Raw genomic sequence first — 17693 nt, forward strand, 5'->3', positions numbered from 1 at the left:
GCTTCCGGCGCGTGGAAAGATGGCGGCCATGTGCGGACTCCTGGCCTTCTTCAGCGCGCGCGGCGACGCCGCCGCCCACCGCGACAACATCGCCGGCGCACTGGAGTGCCTGCACCACCGCGGCCCGGACGAGACAGGGGTCGAGGTGGTCGGCGACGCCTCCGGCCGGTACGCGGACGGCGTGTTCGCGCACAAGCGCCTGGCGATCATCGACGTGGCGCTGAGCCACGAGCCCCTGCCGTACGCGGGCGGGCGGTACCTGCTCACCTTCAACGGCGAGATCTACAACTACATCGAGCTGCGCGAGGAGCTGATCCGCGACTACGGCGCCCAGTTCGCCACCAACGGCGACGGCGAGGTGATCGTCGCCGGCTACCACTACTGGGGTGAGCAGGTGCTCACCAAGCTGCGCGGCATGTTCGCGTTCGTGATCTGGGACCGGCAGGAGCGGCGGGCCTTCGGCGCGCGGGACTACTTCGGCATCAAGCCGCTGCACTACCTGGAGACACAGGACGGCCTCTACCTCGCCTCGGAGAAGAAGGCGCTGCTGCCGTTCGCGCACTCGGCGTACCAGGGCGACGCTGGTATCGACACCGCGAACCTGAGCCACTACCTGACGCTGCAGTACGTGCCCGAGCCGGGCACCCTGCACAAGGGGATCAGCCGGATCGGCTCGGGGGAGTACCTGACCTGGACCCCTGGCGGCCGGATCGAGGTGCGCCGCTGGTACCGCCCGGTGTTCCGGCCGGCCCCGGTCTCCGACGAGCAGCGGCTCTACCACGACATCCGGGAGACGCTGCGCGAGAGCGTACGGATGCACATGCGCTCGGACGTGCCGGTCGGCTCGTTCCTGTCCAGCGGCATCGACTCCACAGCGGTGGTGGCGCTGGCCCGCGAGTTCAACCCGAACATCCTCACCTTCACGGTCGGCTACGACGTGCCCGGCTACTCCGAGATCGACGTGGCCCAGGACTCGGCCCGGCACCTCGACGTGACCACCATCCCGACCAAGATCGGGCCGCAGGACATGATCGACGCGCTGCCGAAGATCGTCTGGCACCTGGACGACCCGGTCGCCGACCCGGCGCTGGTGCCGCTGTACTTCGTGGCGAAGAAGGCCGCCGAGCACGTCACAGTGGTGCTCTCCGGCGAGGGCGCGGACGAGTTCTTCGGCGGCTACACGATCTACCGGGAGCCGCTGTCGCTCAACGCGGTCAACAGCCTGCCCGACGGTGTGCAGAAGGGCCTGCGCGCCGTGTCCAAGGCGATCCCGCAGGGCGTCAAGGGCAAGAGCTTCCTGGAGCGCGGCACCACCCCGATCGAGGAGCGCTACTACGGCAACGCCCGGATGTTCACCGAGGAGGAGAAGCAGCACCTGCTGCGCCGCTACGACCCCTCGGTGCGCTACACGGACGTGACCGCGCCGATCTACGCCGAGTGCACCGAGCTGGACGACGTCACCAAGATGCAGTACGTCGACCTCTACACCTGGCTGCGCGGCGACATCCTGGTCAAGGCCGACCGGATCTCGATGGCGCACTCGCTGGAGGTGCGGGTGCCGTTCCTGGACCGGGAGGTGTTCAACGTCGCCGCCGGCATCCCGGTCGACCTGAAGCTGCCGCCCCGCTCCGAGGCCACCAAGTACGCGATGCGCCAGGCGCTCCAGGGCGTCGTGCCGCCGGCCATCGTCAACCGCAAGAAGCTGGGCTTCCCGACCCCGACCCGGGTCTGGCTGCGCGGCGAGATGTACGAGTGGGCGCGGCACGTGCTGGCCACCTCGGGCGCGGGCGACCTGATCGACCTGTCGTACGCGATGCGCCTGCTCGACGAGCACAAGCGGGAGGAGGCCGACCACTCCCGCAAGGTGTGGACCGTGCTGATCTTCTGCATCTGGCACGCCATCTTCGTGGCCAAGACGCTCGACCCGGGCATCCAGCGCAACCAGTCCGCGCTGCTCACCAAGCCGGTCGTCGGCAGCATGGTCCGCTGACCCGCCAGACATGACAGGGCCCCCGGGGTACGCCCCCGGGGGCCCTTCCCGCTACGGGATCACCTGCCGGTGCAGGTGACCGTCGGCAGGGAGTTGGTGCCGGAGAAGTTCGCGGTGAAGCCGAACGTCGTGGTGCCCTCCGGCGGGACGCTGCCGTTGTAGGCGGCGTTGGAGACGCTCACCGACGCCCCGCTGCCGCTCAACGTGCCGTTCCACACCTGGTTGATGGTCTGACCGCTGGGCCAGGTCCAGTTCGCGGTCCACCCGGAGTACGTCCGGGTGCTGTGGTTCATGATCGTCACTTCGCCCTGGAAGCCGCCGTTCCAGGCGCTGACCACCTTGTACACCGCCATGCAGGTGCCGGACGGCATGGTCGGGCTCGTCGTCGGCGCGGGCGTGGTCGGGGCCGGGGTGGTCGGCGCGGGCGTCGTCGGGGCGGGCGTGGTCGGCGCCGGGGTGGTCGGGCCGGGGCTGCCGCCCGAGCCGATCCCGGTCACCTCGCCGTTGCCCCCGTCGAACGTCACGTCGGAGCAGCCGAAGAAGTTCTCCTGGCTGTCCGAGCGGACCCAGCGCGAGTAGATGATGTGCCGGCCGCTCTTGTTCGACGGCAGGTTACCGGTGAAGTAGTAGTGACCGTCGTTGGTGCCGACCGCGCCGCGCTGCGGCGGGTTGGTCACCTGCAGGAACGGCTGCTCCTCCAGGTCGCTCCAGGCCAGCGGCCGGTTCGGGCTCCAGCTGTCCTTGGTCACGTAGAAGTAGAACGTGCCCGGGTGGTGGGCCCAGTTGCTGTACCGGAACTCCATCGACCGGCCCGCCGTCAGGTGAGTGATCGGCCAGTCGTTGCGCGCCGCGTCGTACCCGCTGAAGCCGGGGTTGCCGCCGCTGCACAGCTTGCCGTCGGGGATGAACCCGACGGTCCGCCCGCCGGCGTCGGAGCGCAGCACGCTGAACCAGTTGTACAGCGAGTTCGCCCCGTTCGCGGCCACCGCCGACGAGCAGGCGGGGTTGTTCGGCCGGATCTCACCGGTTCCGGTGAGGCCGTCCTTCCAGCACAGGTAGGTGCGGGCGCCCGGCGTCATGGCCGCGCCGTGCGCGGCCGCCGGTCCGGAGTTGGTGGCCAGGGCGAACGCGCCCAGGGCCAGGGTGGCGGCCGCGGTGAGCAACGCGGCCGTACGGGATCGGTGCACGGGGATCTCCTGACTCGCGGAGCGTGGCCCGGTTCGGCCCGCCCCGCTGCGACGAGCGGATGCGACGATCGCGGTGCCCGCGCCCGGTCGGCGTGCGGCCGGGGCCGTCGGCGGGCGCGCACCGCCTGCGGTCCGTTGCCACGGACCGTGGATGCCCTCGCGTCGGCTCGACCCGGCGGCCGGCGACGCGGCAGCCCCCCGCGTCGTTACCCGGCATCGCCATCCCACCACGTCCGGACGCCGCCCGCAATAGGTGCTGCTCGATGTCCGGGTCGCGGCGCGCCGCGACCCCGCCATGCGCCAGGATCGGGGGAGGACGACGAGGGGAGCCAGGATGGGGTACGCGGTGGTGCTCGGCGAGGCGCTGGTGGACCTGCTCGACGCCGAGCACGACGGAGAACCCGTCTACCGGCAGGCGATCGGCGGCGGCCCGCTCAACGTGGCGGTGGCGATCGCCCGGCTCGGCGGAGACGCGCGGTTCGTCGGATCGCTCGGCGACGACGCGCTGGCCGGGCGGATCCGCGCGTTCCTCACCGACGCGGGTGTGGACGTGAGCGGGACTGTCACGGTGCCGGCGCCCACAGCGCTCGCCGTGGCGACGTTCGCCGGCGCGGAGCCGGACTTCCGCTTCTACGGCGAACCCCGCTCGTACGCGCTGCTCGGCCCGGACGACCTGGACGTGGCGCTGGTCGAGGGCGCGGACGTGCTCTACTGCGGCTCGATCGTGCTGCTCGACCCGCCGGTGCTGGCCGCCGCCCGGCGCGCCTGGTCGATCGCGGGCGCGCTGCGGGTGTTCGACCCGAACGTGCGGCCCCGCCTGCTCACCACGCCGGGCGCGCTGGACGGGCTGCGGGCGGTGGTCGCCGAGTTCGCGGCCGCCGCGCACCTGGTGAAGCTCAGCAGCGCCGACGCGCGGCTGCTCTACCCGGACGAGCCGGTCGAGGGCGTCGCCGCGTACCTGCGGGAACTGGGCGCGAGCACCGTCGTGGTCACGCTCGGCGCGGACGGCGCCCTGGTCGCCGCCGCCGACGACGTGGTACGCGTGCCCGCGCCGAAGGTGGACGCGGTGGACGCCACCGGCGCGGGCGACTCGGTCATGGGCGCGCTGGTGGCCGACCTGCTGGCCGCCGGCGAGCCGGCCGACCCGGCCGGGTGGCGGGAGCGGGTCGCGTTCGCGCTGCGGGTGGCGGCGGTGGTGTGCGAGTCACCGGGCGGCGCCACAGCCATGCCCACCCGCACCGCTGTCGAAGCCCGCTTCGCGTGAAAGGAAGGGCCCCTTCTTAACGCCTCCGGTAGAGGAGGGGCCCCTTCTTAACACCCGCCCCACGCGCGGAGGCCGGCGTCACGCGCGGAGGGCGAGCTCAGGCGCGCGGACGGGTCATCGTCAGGACGGCGGTCAGGGACAGGAACGCGGCGCCGGCCAGGACCACAGCCATCGGCAGCGCGCTGCCCTCGCCGCCGAGCCCGACCAGCGGCGCGGCGAGCGCGCCGACCACCGACTGGATGCCGCCCATCAGCGCCGCAGCGGTGCCCGCGTGCCGGGCGTGCGCGTCCAGCGCCAGCGCGGTGCTGTTCGGCATCACCATGCCGAGCGAGCCGACGAAGGCGAACAGCGCCACCGCCGTCACGGCCAGGCTGCCGGCCAGCGCGCCGCTCAGCACGCCGACCGCGGTGACCAGGCCGACCACGAGCGTGGTGACCAGCAGCCGGCGCGGCGTGAACCGGTCGAGCAGCCGGGCGTTGGCCTGCCCGACCGCGACCAGGGCGAGCGCGTTGACGCCGAAGATCACGCTGAACACGGCCGCGGAGACGCCGAAGACGTCCTGGAACACGAACGACGACCCGGAGATGTACGCGAACAGCCCGGCGAACGCGAAGCCCTGCGTCAGCGCGTACCCGAGATAGACCCGGTCGGCGAGCAGCGACCGCATGGTCCGTACGGTGGCCCCGAGGCCACCGGTGCTGCGGCGCTCGGCCGGCAGCGTCTCCGGCAGGCGCAGCGCGACGGCCACGGCGAGCACCGCCCCGATGACGGCGAGCGCCACGAAGACCGCCCGCCACGAGCCGAACCGCAGCACCAGGCTGCCCACGCCCGGCGCCGCCACCGGTGCCACGCCGAAGACCAGGGTGAGCCGGGAGAAGTACTTCGCGGCGTCCCGTCCCGAGTAGAGGTCGCGGACCACCGCGCGGGCGACCACCACGCCCATGCCGCCGGCGACGCCCTGGGCGAACCGCGCGGCGGCCAGCAGCGGGGCGTTCGGCGCCGCGGCGCACGCCAGCGCCAGCACCGTGTACGCGACCACGCCGACCAGCACCGGGCGGCGGCGCCCCCAGCGGTCACTGAGCGGACCGGTGACGAGCTGGCCCAGGGCGAGGCCGATCAGGCAGGTGGTCAGCGAGAGCTGGATGCCGGCCTGGTCGGCGCCGAGGTCGCGGGTCATGGCCGGGAACGCCGGCAGGTACATGTCCAGCGACAGCGGACCGATCGCGGTGAGCGTGCCGAGCAGCACCAGCAGCGTCACGCCGCCGGTGGACGCGGTGGTGCGGTCGGCGGCCGGGCGCGCGGCGGTCGGCGCGGCGTTGCTCACGAGTGGGTACCCCCTGGATCCGGTGCGTCCGGGTACCTTACATCTGTAGTCAGAACTATTGCGATGTGAGGCGGGTGACCCCGTGGCGACGAACGAGCAGGTCGCGCGCGTCGGAGCGGTCGTGGGGGAGCTGCACCGCCTCCTGCGCCGCCGGACCGGGGCGCGCGTCGGACGAGACCCGCTGCCCGAGGCGCAGGTGGAGTTGCTGCTGCTGGTCCGGGAGACGCAGGGGATCAGCGGCAAGGAGGTGGCCCGGCGCCTCTGCACCGCGCCCAACACGGTGAGCACGCTGGTCCGCGACCTCACCGACGCCGGGCTGCTGGCCCGTGACCGCGACCCCGGCGACCGCCGGGTGCTGCGGCTGCGCGTGACCGAGGCCGCCCGGGCCCGGATGGCCGACTACGAGACCAACCGCGCCGCGCTGCTCGACGAGGCACTGGCCGAGCTGGACCCGGCGGCGAGGGAGGCGATCCTGGCCGCCGCCCCGCACCTCGACGCGCTGCTCGGCGCACTGCGGGGCCATGCCCGGCCGGAACCGCCCGGACGGGCCTCCGGAAACCCGGTGGCCGCGGCGCCGTCCCGCCCCGCATGATCACCGGATGGCCCTGCACCAGGACGAGATACCCGTGGACGAGCAGGTCGTCCGGGCGCTGCTGGCCGACCAGCGCCCCGAGTGGGCCGCGCTGCCGCTGACGCCGGCCGGGGCCGGGACCGACAACACGATGTACCGGCTCGGTGCCGACCTGCTCGTCCGGCTGCCGCGCACCGCCGAGAAGGCCGGCGCCCTGCGCAAGGAACAGCAGTGGCTGCCCCGGCTCGCGCCGCTGCTGCCGTACCGGGTGCCGGAACCGGTGTACGCCGGCGTCCCGGCCGACGCCTTCCCGCTGCCGTGGTCGGTGCAGCGGTGGATACCGGGCGACGAGGTCCGGTCCGGCACGGTCGAGGACTGGGCCGCCCTCGGCGCCGACCTGGCCGCGTTCGTCAGGCACCTGCACGCGACCGACCTGCTCGGCGCGACCCGCGCGGGCCCGCTCAGCGGATACCGCGGCGGCAGCCTCCATCCCTGCGACACGTGGATCTCCGCGGCGCTCGACGACTGCCGGAACCGGATCGGCGACGAGACGGACGTCGACACCCTGGACCGGCTCTGGCGGGACGCCCTCACCCTGCCCGAACCCGCCGGGCCGCACGTCTGGCTGCACGGTGACCTCAAGCCCACCAACCTGCTGGTGCACGACGGCCGGCTGCGGGCGGTCATCGACTTCGGCGGCCTGACAGTCGGGCACCCCGACGCCGAACACGCGCCGATCTGGGACCTTCCGCCGCAGGCCCGGCACGCCTACCGGGAGGCGCTCGGCGTGGACGACGTGACCTGGGCGCGGGCCCGCGCCTGGTCGCTCGGGGTGGCGGCCAGCGGCGTCTCCTACTACTGGGACACGTTCCCGGCGTTCGTCGCCGAGTGCCGCAACCGTCTCCGCGAGATCCTCGCCGACGCCGGCTGAGCGCGGCCGCCGGTCAGGCCGTGCCGTCCAGCTCCGCGTAGCCGCGGCGGGCAGCGATCAGGCCCGGCCGGGCGCCGAACGGCGACTCGGCCGCCACCCGCTCCGGCGGGGCGCTGCCGGTGTGCCCGGCGCGGATCAGCCACGCCTGTCGCGCGAGCTGCGCGTGCTGCTCGCGGACGAAGTCCACGCCGACCGGCTCGCCGTGGCCGGGCACCACCACCGTCGCGGGCGTGGTCAGCCGCAGCAGGTCGGCCAGCGCGTCCGGCCACTTCAGGGGGTACGACTCCTCGAACGCCGGTGGCCCGCTCTGCTCCACCAGGTCGCCTGCGACCAGCACGTCCGCGTCGGGCACGTGCACCACCAGATCGGCGTCGGTGTGCCCGTGCCCGGGATGGCGCAGCACCACCCGCCGGCCGCCGACGTCGAGCACCGTCTCCTCGTGCACCTCGTGCGTCGGCGCCCGCAGTTCGGTACGCGCCAGCTCCTCGGCCAGCGCCGGGTGCCCGGCACGCATCTCCTCGTACGCGGCGCGGCGCACCGCGTCGGACCGGTCCCGCAGCGCCGCCGCGGCCTGGGCCTGCGCGTAGATCGCGGTGTCCGGCCCGGCCAGCGTGGCGTTGCCGAAGCAGTGGTCGAAGTGGTGGTGCGTGTTCACGATCGTCCACGGGTGCGGCGTCACCGCCCGCGCCGCCTCCGCCAGCTCCCGGGCCTGCCCGGCGGTCGAGAGCGTGTCGACGAGCAGCGCCGCGCCGTCACCGGCCACCAGCACGACGTTCACCGCGAGCGTCGGCTCGCGCAGCACGTGCACCCCGGCGGCGACCTCGGAGAACCCGGCCGTCATGACTGGCGCACGGCCCGCTCGACGAAGCGCTGCCGGTCGACGAGCACCCGCTCGACCCGGCCCTGCGCCGCCACGGTGGGCCCGTCGGTGACTGTCACGTCGAAGACGAGCCGCTTCCCGTCGACCTTCACCAGCTCGGCGTGGGCGGCCACGGTACGACCGACCGGCGTGGCCGCGCGGTGCTCCAGCTCCACCCGCACGCCGACAGTGGTCGACCCGGACGGCATCCGGGTCGCGGTGGCGGCCACCGTCGCGGCCTCGGCCAGCGCCAGCACCCGGGGTGTGCCGAGCACCGGCACGTCCCCCGAGCCGACCGCCTGCGCGGTGTCGGCGTCGGTCACTGTGAGCTCGACCCGGGCGGTCAGGCCCGGCGTGAAGGGCGACTCCGGCTGCTCCTGCATGCGGCCGAGCCTAGTGCAGCCGACCCGCGGCCGTCCGGCGTCCGGGCCGCCGCCGGTCCGGTCGCCACCGCCCGCCCGCATGCCCGCCCGTCGCCCGCCGTTAACCTTGTCCGCGATGGCCGAGCTGACACAATCTCCGACCCCCGCCCCCGACGCGACCACCGAATCGCCCGACGGTGGGCGCCGCCGTGTGATCGCGATGACCATCTGGGGCGTCGCCTTCGTCGTCGCCTGGCTCGCCATCGGCCTGCCCACCGACCCGGCGTACGCGTTCCTGTGGATCTGGGCCGGCACCGTCGCGTGGAACTCGGCCCGCCCGTGGCGCAGCCACCTGCGCTTCGCCCGGGACTGGATCCCGGTGGTGCTGCTGCTCGCCGCGTACAACCTGTCCCGGGGGTTCGCCGACAACGGCGCCACCCCGCACGCGATGGAGCTGATCGTCGCCGACCGCTTCCTCACCGGGTGGCTCACCGGCGGCGAGGTGCCGACGATCTGGCTCCAGGAGCGCCTGTACGACGCGTCCGAGGTGCGCTGGTGGGACGTGCTGGTGAGCTGGATCTACTTCTCGCACTTCGTGGCGACGTTCGCCGCCGCCGCGGTGCTGTGGATGCGTAACCGGCGGCGCTGGATCGCGTACATGTCGCGCTGGGGCTTCCTGTGCGCGGCCGGCCTGGTCACCTACTTCGCCTACCCGGCCGCGCCGCCGTGGTGGGCGGCGCAGAACGGCCTGCTCACCGAGGTCGCGCGGATCTCCACCCGGGGGTGGAAGGAGATCGGCATGCACGGCGCGGGCAACCTGCTCAACGCCGGGCAGATCGCCTCCAACCCGGTGGCCGCGATGCCGTCGCTGCACACCGCGTTCGCGCTGTTCGTGGTGCTGTTCTTCATGCGGTCGGTGCGCAAGCGCTGGTGGCCGCTGATGCTGGCGTATCCGCTGGCCATGACGTTCACGCTGATGTACAGCGGCGAGCACTACCTGATCGACGTGCTGGTCGGCTGGGCGTACGTGGGCATGACGTTCCTGGTGGTCGGCCTGGCCGAGCGCTGGTGGGCGGCGCGGCAGGCCCGGCGTGCCGGTGAGCCCGCCGTCGCCGCAGGCGCCCCGTCCGCCGACGGCGACACCGCCGCCGACACCCCGGACCGCGCCGCCGACGACCGGGACGCGGTGCCCGCCGAGCGCCGGTAGGCCCCCCGCCGCCGTCACGGGCGGCCGGGTCGTCTGCGCGCCGCCGTGGTTCGCCGTGGCGTCGCGGCCGCCGGGGTCAGCGGCCGCTGTCGGTACGGCGGGCGGCGCGCGACCGCTCGGTCAGCTCCGCGGCCAGCTCCCACGCGTCGGCCAGATCCCGGTCGACAGCCGCAGCCCCGGCCCCACCGGCGGTGTCCGCGTGCACGGTGGCCAGTCGCAGCAGCCGCTGCACCGGGCCGCGGGTGACGCGCACGCTCTGGATCCGGGCGTACGGCACCAGCGTCAACTGCCTGGTCAGCAGCCCGGAGCGGGCCACGAAGACCCGCTCGTCGAGACCGGCGCCGACCACCTTGCGGCTCAGCGGGCGCAGCCACCGGGCCCGCGACGGGGGCGGTGTGGCGGGCAGCGCGTCCAGCCGTACGCCGGGCAGCACCTCCGCCACGACCATCGCGCCGGTGCCCGCGTCGCCGACCGGCAGCAGCCGGTCCGGGCGGTTGCGGTCGTCCGGCTCACCGGCCGAGTAGCCGGCCACCTCCAGCCGCAGCCGCAACCACCCCTTCATCCGCCAGAGCAGCGGCCAGGTCGCCCGTACGGTCTGCACCCGGTGCAGCGGCACGGTCTGCATCCGCGTCTCCAGCAGCCCGTTGTGCACGCGCAGCGTGCCGTCGTCCCGGTCGAGCCGGAAGCTCCAGTCGTCGAGCACCCGGCGGATCGGTTGCAGCACCACGCCCGCCATCGCGGTGAGCGTGCTCGCCACCGCGATGAACGACCACGAGCCCTCGGAGAGGAACTGGGCGCCGACGAACACCAGGCCCAACGGCAGCAGGAACGCCTGCGGCGTGAGCAACTGGCTGATCAGCAGGTCCTGGTTGCGTACCGCGTGCAGCCGGCGCCCTTCCGGCACGGGCGCGACCGGCGCGCCGGGCTCGGCCGCCGGAACCGGCGCCGGGGCGGAGCGACCGGCCACCGCGAGCAGCCGCTGACGCAGCGCGGTGGCCTCGGCGACGCTGAGGTAGGCCAGGGGCGCCTCGGTCTTGCCCCCGCCGACCACCTCCAGCCGCAGCTCGGCCAGGCCGGTGAGCTGGGCCAGCAGCGGCCGGACCACCTCCACCGCCTGCAACCGCTCCAGCGGGATGGCCCGGGTACGCCGCCACAGCAGGCCCTCGTAGACCCGCAGCTCGCGGCCCACCAGGTGGTAGCCGGTGTTCCACCAGCTCACCACCGACAGCACCGTGGCGCCGAGCACGAAGACGGTGACCAGCACCGCGAACCAGCCGAACCCGACCCGCGACAGCGTCGACCAGGAGAGCCCGGCGATCACCACGACCAGCGACTTCGCGCCGTGCAGCGCCGGGCTGAGCGGATGCAGCCGCTGCCGGGGCTCCTCACCACCGGCGGGCGGCCCGGCCGCCGGACCCCACGGTCCCGGGTACGGCGGCAGCGGCGCGGGCCACGGCCCGGGCGCCGCGTCGGGTCCGGGCGGCGGCCCGTACCCGGGTGCCGCCGAGCCGGGCGGCCCGTAGCCGGGTGGCGGTGCGTACCCGGGAGGTGGCCCGTACCCGGTCGGAGGTCCGTACCCGGTCGGAGGTCCGTAGCCGGGCGGAGGCCCGTACCCGGATGGTGGTCCGGGGACGGGCGGCGGTCCGTATCCCGGCGCGGGCGGCCACGGATACCCGTTGGGCTGCTGACCCGGAGCCGGTGGCTGCGCCGCGTCGGCCGGCGTGGGCGGGCCGGGCGTCGGCTCGGGCCGGTCGTCCTGGGGCGGCGGGGCGCCGGAGTCGCTCCGTTCGCTCACAGGCCCTCCGCCCGGTCCTCGCCCAGGGCGGTCAGCCGGTCGCGCAGCCGGGACGCCTCGGCCGGACGCAGCCCGGGCACCCGCGCGTCGCTCGCGGCCGCGGCCGTATGCAATTGCACGGTGGCGAGGTCGAAGGCGCGCTCCAGCGGACCCGCGCTCACATCGACGAACTGCATCCGCGAGTACGGCACGATGGACAACCGCCGCACCAGCAGGCCGTGCCGCACGAGCAGATCGTCGTCGCGCTCGGCGTACCCCCAGGCGCGGACCGCCCGCACGATGGTGACCGACCGCCAGACGCCCATCAGCACCGCCACGCCGACGGCGGCGCCGAGCAGCCAGTGCCCGGACAGCGCCCAGGCCACGCCGAGCACCACGAGCGCCACGGCCAGCCCGATGCCGAGCCGGATCAGCTCCACCCAGATCAGGTCGCGGGAGATCGGCTGCCAGCGGACCGTGTCCGGCCAGGGCTCCAACGCGCTGCGCGAGGCGGGCGGGAGGCCGGCCGGGCCGTCACCGCTCACCGGGAGGACCTGCCGTGCTCGCCGCCGGTACGGGCTCGGGTCATCTGCTCGCTCACGCTTCGAGCGTAGGCGATCAGGGCAGCGGGACCACCTCGCGGAGGAAGCCGCGTGCGTCGAGGAAGTCACCGAGGGAGCCCCGGTGGTCCGGGCAGGCCAGCCAGGTCTTGCGCCGGTCGGGCGCGTGCAGGCGGGGATTGTGCCAGCGGAGCTGGAAGGCGGCGGGCGCGCGACACCCCCGCGCCGAGCAGATCAGCGTCTCGTCCGGGATGGTGGGAGTCGTCACCGGGGCGAGTCTAGAGGCCGCACGCCGGGAGTTTTAGCGCCGGGCGGCCACGGGGGGAGCCGCCCGGCGACGGGGTGAATCGTACACACTGCGGACCCCTTGTTGTCCACCCGTGTTCAGCGTTTCCCGCGCGGCGGGACGGCGTGGCCGGACGGCGCGGCGAAAATCGTGCCTCTCCCACCCTCGGCTCTCAGCGAGGCATGACAGTCTTGATACGCACCACGCCGCGACGACGAACCTGCTGTGGAGGACCGGTGGCCCAGCCGACCACACCCGACGTGCCGAACCCGACCGAGGTGGCGCCGGACGCGCCGCCCCCGGCGGGCACCACCCCGGCACAGGACGCCACGCTGCTGGAGCGGGCGCTGTTCGAGACCAAGCGGGTGATCGTCGGCCAGGACCGGATGGTCGAGCGGATGTTCGTCGCGCTGCTGGCGCGCGGTCACTGCCTGCTGGAGGGCGTGCCGGGCGTGGCCAAGACGCTCGCCGTGGAGACCCTGGCCCGGGTCGTCGGCGGCTCGTTCGCCCGGGTCCAGTTCACCCCCGACCTGGTGCCCGCCGACATCATGGGCACCCGGATCTACCGGCAGTCCAGCGAGAAGTTCGACGTCGAGCTGGGCCCGGTCTTCGTCAACTTCCTGCTCGCCGACGAGATCAACCGCGCGCCCGCCAAGGTGCAGTCGGCGCTGCTGGAGGTGATGAGCGAGCGGCAGGTCTCCATCGGCGGCGAGAGCCACCGGGTGCCCGACCCGTTCCTGGTCATGGCCACCCAGAACCCGATCGAGCAGGAGGGCGTCTACCCGTTGCCGGAGGCGCAGCGGGACCGGTTCCTCATGAAGATCGTCGTGGGCTACCCGACCGACGCCGAGGAGCGCGAGATCGTCTACCGGATGGGCGTGGCACCGCCCGAGCCGGCCCGGGTGTTCGACACCCCGGACCTGGTCGCCCTCCAGCACAAGGCCGACCAGGTGTTCGTGCACAACGCGCTGGTCGACTACGCGGTCCGGCTGGTGCTCGCGACCCGGGCGCCGGCCGAGCACGGCATGCCCGACGTGGCTCAGCTCATCCAGTACGGCGCCAGCCCGCGCGCCTCGCTCGGCCTGGTCCGGGCCACCCGCGCGCTGGCGCTGCTGCGCGGGCGGGACTACGCGCTGCCGCAGGACGTGCAGGACATCGCGCCGGACATCCTGCGCCACCGGCTGGTGCTCAGCTACGACGCGCTCGCCGACGACGTACCGGCCGACCACATCGTGCACCGGGTGATGTCGACCATCCCGCTGCCCGCCGTCGCGCCCCGTCAGCAGGCCACACCGCCGCCACCGGCCGTCCCGCACAACGGATGGCCCGGGCAGCGGCCGTGACCTCGCCCACCCCGCTGAGCGCCGCCGGCGACCGCTCGGGGGCCGTGCTGGCCCGGCTCCAGCTCATGGTGACCCGCAAGCTGGACGGGCTGCTCCAGGGCGACTACGCCGGGCTGCTGCCCGGACCGGGCAGCGAGGCGGGGGAGTCCCGGGAGTACCGGCCCGGCGACGACGTGCGCCGGATGGACTGGCCCGTCACCGCCCGCACCACCATGCCGCACGTCCGGCGTACGGTGGCCGACCGCGAACTGGAGACCTGGCTGGCCGTCGACATGTCGGCCAGCCTGGACTTCGGCACCGGCCGGTGGCTCAAGCGGGACGTGGCGGTCGCCGCGGTCGCCGCGCTGGCCCACCTCACCGTGCGGGGCGGCAACCGGATCGGCGCGGTGGTCGGCACCGGCGGGCCGGGGACGATGCTGCGGCTGCCCGCCCGCTCCGGTCGCAAGGAGGCCCAGGGGCTGCTGCGTGCGGTCGCCGGCGCCGAGATCCGGCCCGGCCGCAGCGACCTCGGCGCGCTCGTCGACATGCTCAACCGCCCGCCCCGGCGGCGCGGCGTGGCGGTGGTGATCTCCGACTTCCTCGCGCCGCCGCAGCAGTGGGGCCGGCCGCTGCGTAAGCTGCGGGTCCGCCACGACGTGCTGGCCGTCGAGGTGGTCGATCCGCGGGAACTGGAACTGCCCGACGTGGGGGTGCTGCCGGTGGTCGACCCGGAGAGCGGTGAACTGCACGAGGTGCAGACCGCCGACCCGGGCCTGCGCCGCCGGTACGCCGAGGCGGCGGCCGCCCAGCGCGGGGCGATCGCCGCCGAGCTGCGCGCCGCGGGCGCGGCCCACCTGCGCCTGCGTACCGACCGAGACTGGCTGCTGGACATGGTGCGTTTCGTCGCCGCGCAGCGGCACGCCCGCACCAGAGGGACGACGCGATGATCCGTTTTCTGCAACCGTGGTGGCTGCTCGCCGTACTGCCGGTGCTCGCCCTCGCCGCCGCGTACGTCTGGCGGCAACTGCACCGCCGGCAGTACGCGCTGCGGTTCACCAACGTCGACCTGCTGCGTACCGTCGCGCCCAAGGGACTGGGCTGGCGGCGGCACGTCGCGGCCACCGCGTTCCTGCTCTGCCTGCTGGTGCTGGCGACCGGGCTGGCCCGGCCGGCGATCGACACCCGGGAGCCGCTGGAGCGGGCCACGGTGATGCTCGCCATCGACGTGTCGTTGTCGATGCAGGCCGACGACGTGTCGCCGAACCGCCTGGAGGCGGCTCAGGAGGCTGCGAAGCAGTTCGTCGGCGAGCTGCCGGAGAGCTACAACCTGGGGCTCGTCTCGTTCGCCAAGTCGGCGAACGTCCTGGTGCCGCCGACCAAGGACCGGGCCGCCGTCACCACCGCCATCGACGGGCTGGTGCTGGCCGAGGCGACCGCCACCGGCGAGGCGGTCTTCACCTGCCTGGAGGCGATCCGCTCGGTGCCGGCCGACGGCGCCGCCGGCATCCCGCCGGCCCGGATCGTGCTGCTGTCCGACGGCTACCGCACGTCGGGCCGCTCGGTCGAGGAGGCCGCCGCGGCGGCGCAGGCGGCGAACGTGCCGGTGTCCACAATCGCGTTCGGCACCGACTCCGGGCAGGTCGACATCGGCGGGCAGCTCCAGCGGGTGCCGGTGGACCGCACCGCGCTGTCCCAGCTCGCGGAGACCACGCAGGGCTTCTTCTACGAGGCCGCGTCGGCCAGCGAACTGAAGCAGGTCTACCAGGACATGGGCAGCTCGATCGGCTACCGGACCGAGCCGCGCGAGATCACCCAGTGGTACGCGGGGATCGCGTTGCTGCTGGCGCTGTGCGCGGGCGGGCTGAGTCTGCTCTGGACGTCCCGGCTGGTCTGAGCCGGAACCGGCCGGCGGTGGTCAGTGACCGCCGCCGGCCAGCACGAACAGGACGGCCACCCAGACGGCGGCGAGGGTGAAGCCCAGCGGGGCGACGTAACGGCTCATGAGTGTGCTCCGTGGCGACGGTCGGCCGGTGAGGGCCGTGGGGGGTCGGGGCGTACGCGCACGAAGTCGTGACCGGGTGCTCCGCCGCGCGGCAGGCCACACCCCGGCGTGGTCGCCGGGAAGCGGATGCGGTGCGGAGGGCGGGAAGCGGGTCAGCCGGGTGGACCGAGCCGTGGCTCAGCGGGGCTGACGGTGGGCCCGGCCACGACTGGGAGGATCGCTATCTCGCACAGCGATCACCTCCTGCGGTCGGCGGGGCCCGGAGCGGGCACGGAGCGGCCCGTAGACGCGATCATCGTACACCGGGGGTGTGGGTGTCGCGCGCGCGGCCGGCAGCCTCCGCGGACCCCCGCCGACGTCGGCCGGGGTGGGCCCTGTGACCTGCGCGGGTTAGCGCTTACCTGTCGGTAACCCCTAGGCTCCGACCGACCGAGAGATCACTGGAGCAGAGGGGGATCCGTGGCCCGAACCGTGCTGGTGACCGGCGGGAACCGGGGGATCGGCCTGGCCATCGCGCAGGCGTTCGCCAAGCAGGGCGACCGGGTGGCGGTGACGTACCGGAGCGGCGAGGCTCCCGACGGCCTGTTCGGGGTGCGGTGCGACGTGACCGACGCCGAGTCGGTCGACGCCGCGTTCACCGCGATCGAGGCCGAACTCGGCCCGGTGGAGGTGCTGGTCGCCAACGCCGGCATCACCGACGACACGCTGATCATGCGGATGTCCGAGGAGCAGTTCGCGCGCGTCCTCGACACCAACCTGACCGGCTCGTTCCGGGTCGCCAAGCGGGCCTCGACGAAGATGCTCCGCGGCCGCTGGGGCCGGATGATCTTCATTTCCTCGGTGGTCGGCCTCTCCGGCGGCGCGGGCCAGGTCAACTATGCGGCCAGCAAGGCCGGCCTGGTCGGCGTGGCCCGCTCGATCACCCGCGAGCTGGGCACCCGCAACATCACCGCGAACGTGGTGGCGCCCGGCTTCATCGACACCGACATGACAGCGGGCCTGCCCGAGGAGCGCAAGGCGGAGATCCGCAAGTCGATCCCGGCCGGCCGGATGGCCACCCCGGACGAGGTCGCGGGCGTCGTCACCTGGCTCGCCTCGGACGCGGCCGGATACGTCACCGGCGCCGTCATCCCGGTCGACGGCGGCCTCGGCATGGGCCACTGAGCAGAGCACGGAGGAGACACGCAATGTCCGGACTTCTCGCCGGTAAGCGGCTGCTGGTCACCGGCGTCATCACCGACGCGTCGATCGCCTTCTCGGTGGCGAAGCTCGCCCAGGAGAACGGCGCCCAGGTCGTGCTCACCGGCTACGGCCGGCTCTCCCTGGTGGAGCGGATCGCCAAGCGGCTGCCCGAGCCGGCGCCCGTGATCGAGCTGGACGTCAGCAACGAGGAGCACCTGGCCGGGCTGGCCGACAAGGTGCGCGAGCACGTCGACGGCCTGGACGGCGTCGTGCACTCGATCGGGTTCGCCCCGCAGAGCTGCCTCGGCGGCGGTTTCCTCGACGCCCCCTGGGCGGACGTGGCGACAGCGCTCCAGGTCTCCACCTACTCGTACAAGTCCCTCGCCATGGCAGCGCTGCCGCTGATGTCCGCCGGGGGCGCCGTGGTGGGTCTCACGTTCGACGCCACCAAGGCGTGGCCGGTCTACGACTGGATGGGCGTGGCCAAGGCCGGGCTGGAGTCCGCCTCCCGCTATCTGGCGCTGCACCTGGGCAAGCAGGGCATCCGCAGCAACCTGGTCGCGGCCGGCCCGCTGCGGACCATCGCGGCCAAGTCCATCCCCGGCTTCGACCGGTTCGAGGACGCCTGGACCGAGCGCGCCCCGCTGGGCTGGAACCTCACCGACCAGGAGCCCGCCGCGCGGGCCTGCCTGGCGCTGCTGTCCGACTGGTTCCCGGCCACCACCGGCGAGATCGTCCACGTCGACGGCGGCTACCACGCCATCGGCGCCTGAGATGTAAGGAAGGGCCCCTTCTTAACGCCTCGTGCAGCGGAAGGGGCCCTTCTTAACACGTCGCGGCCCGGGTGGTCACCACACCGACCAGGGGGCGTC

Annotated in this window: 17 protein-coding genes; 10 read left to right on the plus strand and 7 right to left on the minus strand. The window is 73.9% G+C overall.

Annotation, left to right across the window (positions count from 1 at the left end):
* The first annotated feature begins 28 nt into the window (after positions 1 to 28).
* Positions 29 to 1990 carry an asparagine synthase (glutamine-hydrolyzing) gene (gene asnB / locus BFV98_RS29050; protein WP_036311876.1) on the plus strand — a complete coding sequence of 654 codons (1962 nt, stop codon included), beginning with the start codon at positions 29 to 31 and terminating at the stop codon, positions 1988 to 1990.
* A 59-nt stretch (positions 1991 to 2049) separates the two neighbouring features.
* Here asnB and BFV98_RS29055 read toward each other — a convergent pair whose 3' ends face one another.
* On the minus strand, positions 2050 to 3183 hold the full coding sequence (locus BFV98_RS29055; protein WP_174361809.1) for a lytic polysaccharide monooxygenase: 1134 nt from the start codon (positions 3181 to 3183) through the stop codon (positions 2050 to 2052).
* 328 nt (positions 3184 to 3511) lie between these two features.
* Between BFV98_RS29055 and BFV98_RS29060 the strand changes: the two genes are divergently transcribed.
* Complete coding sequence (locus BFV98_RS29060) at positions 3512 to 4441, plus strand: carbohydrate kinase (protein WP_013287385.1); 930 nt, start codon at positions 3512 to 3514, stop codon at positions 4439 to 4441.
* Between the two features lie 97 nt (positions 4442 to 4538).
* Here the strand turns inward: BFV98_RS29060 and BFV98_RS29065 are convergent, their stop codons facing one another.
* Positions 4539 to 5765 carry a multidrug effflux MFS transporter gene (locus BFV98_RS29065; RefSeq protein ID WP_047893412.1) on the minus strand — a complete coding sequence of 409 codons (1227 nt, stop codon included), beginning with the start codon at positions 5763 to 5765 and terminating at the stop codon, positions 4539 to 4541.
* Between the two features lie 82 nt (positions 5766 to 5847).
* Here BFV98_RS29065 and BFV98_RS29070 point away from each other — a divergent pair, with 82 nt between their 5' ends.
* Both BFV98_RS29070 and BFV98_RS29075 read left to right on the plus strand, forming a co-directional pair.
* Entirely contained in the window at positions 5848 to 6357 is a 510-nt protein-coding gene (locus BFV98_RS29070) for a MarR family winged helix-turn-helix transcriptional regulator (RefSeq protein ID WP_071098450.1), read from the plus strand.
* 7 nt (positions 6358 to 6364) lie between these two features.
* Positions 6365 to 7267: an aminoglycoside phosphotransferase family protein gene (locus tag BFV98_RS29075; protein ID WP_071098452.1), complete on the plus strand. Its 903-nt coding sequence runs from the start codon at positions 6365 to 6367 to the stop codon at positions 7265 to 7267.
* 13 nt (positions 7268 to 7280) lie between these two features.
* On the opposite strand, the gene BFV98_RS29080 is transcribed toward BFV98_RS29075, so the two are convergent.
* Together BFV98_RS29080 and BFV98_RS29085 are read right to left on the minus strand one after the other, a co-directional pair.
* Positions 7281 to 8108 (minus strand): MBL fold metallo-hydrolase, encoded by an 828-nt coding sequence (locus BFV98_RS29080; protein WP_071098454.1) that lies wholly within the window; start codon positions 8106 to 8108, stop codon positions 7281 to 7283.
* Complete coding sequence (locus BFV98_RS29085) at positions 8105 to 8509, minus strand: thioesterase family protein (protein ID WP_013287380.1); 405 nt, start codon at positions 8507 to 8509, stop codon at positions 8105 to 8107. Before BFV98_RS29085 ends, BFV98_RS29080 begins: the two co-directional genes overlap by 4 nt.
* A 115-nt stretch (positions 8510 to 8624) precedes the next feature.
* Here BFV98_RS29085 and BFV98_RS29090 point away from each other — a divergent pair, with 115 nt between their 5' ends.
* A complete protein-coding gene (locus tag BFV98_RS29090; protein ID WP_013287379.1) occupies positions 8625 to 9695 on the plus strand; it encodes a phosphatase PAP2 family protein in 1071 nt (356 codons plus the stop codon).
* Positions 9696 to 9771: 76 nt separating this feature from the next.
* Here the strand turns inward: BFV98_RS29090 and BFV98_RS29095 are convergent, their stop codons facing one another.
* The 3 genes from BFV98_RS29095 to BFV98_RS29105 form a co-directional block, all read right to left on the minus strand.
* Positions 9772 to 11136, minus strand: coding sequence for a PH domain-containing protein (locus BFV98_RS29095; RefSeq protein ID WP_047893420.1), 1365 nt, complete (start codon positions 11134 to 11136; stop codon positions 9772 to 9774).
* A gap of 350 nt (positions 11137 to 11486) precedes the next feature.
* Positions 11487 to 12014: a PH domain-containing protein gene (locus BFV98_RS29100; RefSeq protein ID WP_013287377.1), complete on the minus strand. Its 528-nt coding sequence runs from the start codon at positions 12012 to 12014 to the stop codon at positions 11487 to 11489.
* Positions 12015 to 12087: 73 nt separating this feature from the next.
* On the minus strand, positions 12088 to 12297 hold the full coding sequence (locus BFV98_RS29105; protein ID WP_071098456.1) for a hypothetical protein: 210 nt from the start codon (positions 12295 to 12297) through the stop codon (positions 12088 to 12090).
* A gap of 254 nt (positions 12298 to 12551) precedes the next feature.
* Here BFV98_RS29105 and BFV98_RS29110 point away from each other — a divergent pair, with 254 nt between their 5' ends.
* The 5 genes from BFV98_RS29110 (at position 12552) to fabI (ending at position 17594) form a co-directional block, all read left to right on the plus strand.
* The gene (locus BFV98_RS29110; protein ID WP_013287375.1) at positions 12552 to 13658 is read left to right on the plus strand and encodes a MoxR family ATPase; all 1107 of its coding nucleotides are present in this window, start codon (positions 12552 to 12554) and stop codon (positions 13656 to 13658) included.
* On the plus strand, positions 13637 to 14584 hold the full coding sequence (locus BFV98_RS29115; RefSeq protein WP_041799075.1) for a DUF58 domain-containing protein: 948 nt from the start codon (positions 13637 to 13639) through the stop codon (positions 14582 to 14584). The genes BFV98_RS29110 and BFV98_RS29115 overlap by 22 nt, the downstream gene beginning before the upstream one ends.
* Complete coding sequence (locus BFV98_RS29120; RefSeq protein WP_013287373.1) at positions 14581 to 15531, plus strand: VWA domain-containing protein; 951 nt, start codon at positions 14581 to 14583, stop codon at positions 15529 to 15531. The genes BFV98_RS29115 and BFV98_RS29120 overlap by 4 nt, the downstream gene beginning before the upstream one ends.
* Before the next feature lie 567 nt (positions 15532 to 16098).
* A complete protein-coding gene (fabG, locus tag BFV98_RS29130) occupies positions 16099 to 16803 on the plus strand; it encodes a beta-ketoacyl-ACP reductase (protein ID WP_013287372.1) in 705 nt (234 codons plus the stop codon).
* A 23-nt stretch (positions 16804 to 16826) separates the two neighbouring features.
* Complete coding sequence (fabI, locus tag BFV98_RS29135; protein WP_013287371.1) at positions 16827 to 17594, plus strand: enoyl-ACP reductase FabI; 768 nt, start codon at positions 16827 to 16829, stop codon at positions 17592 to 17594.
* Positions 17595 to 17693: the final 99 nt, after the last annotated feature.

This window comes from Micromonospora sp. WMMB235 (assembly GCF_001855515.1).
Lineage (GTDB): Bacteria > Actinomycetota > Actinomycetes > Mycobacteriales > Micromonosporaceae > Micromonospora > Micromonospora aurantiaca.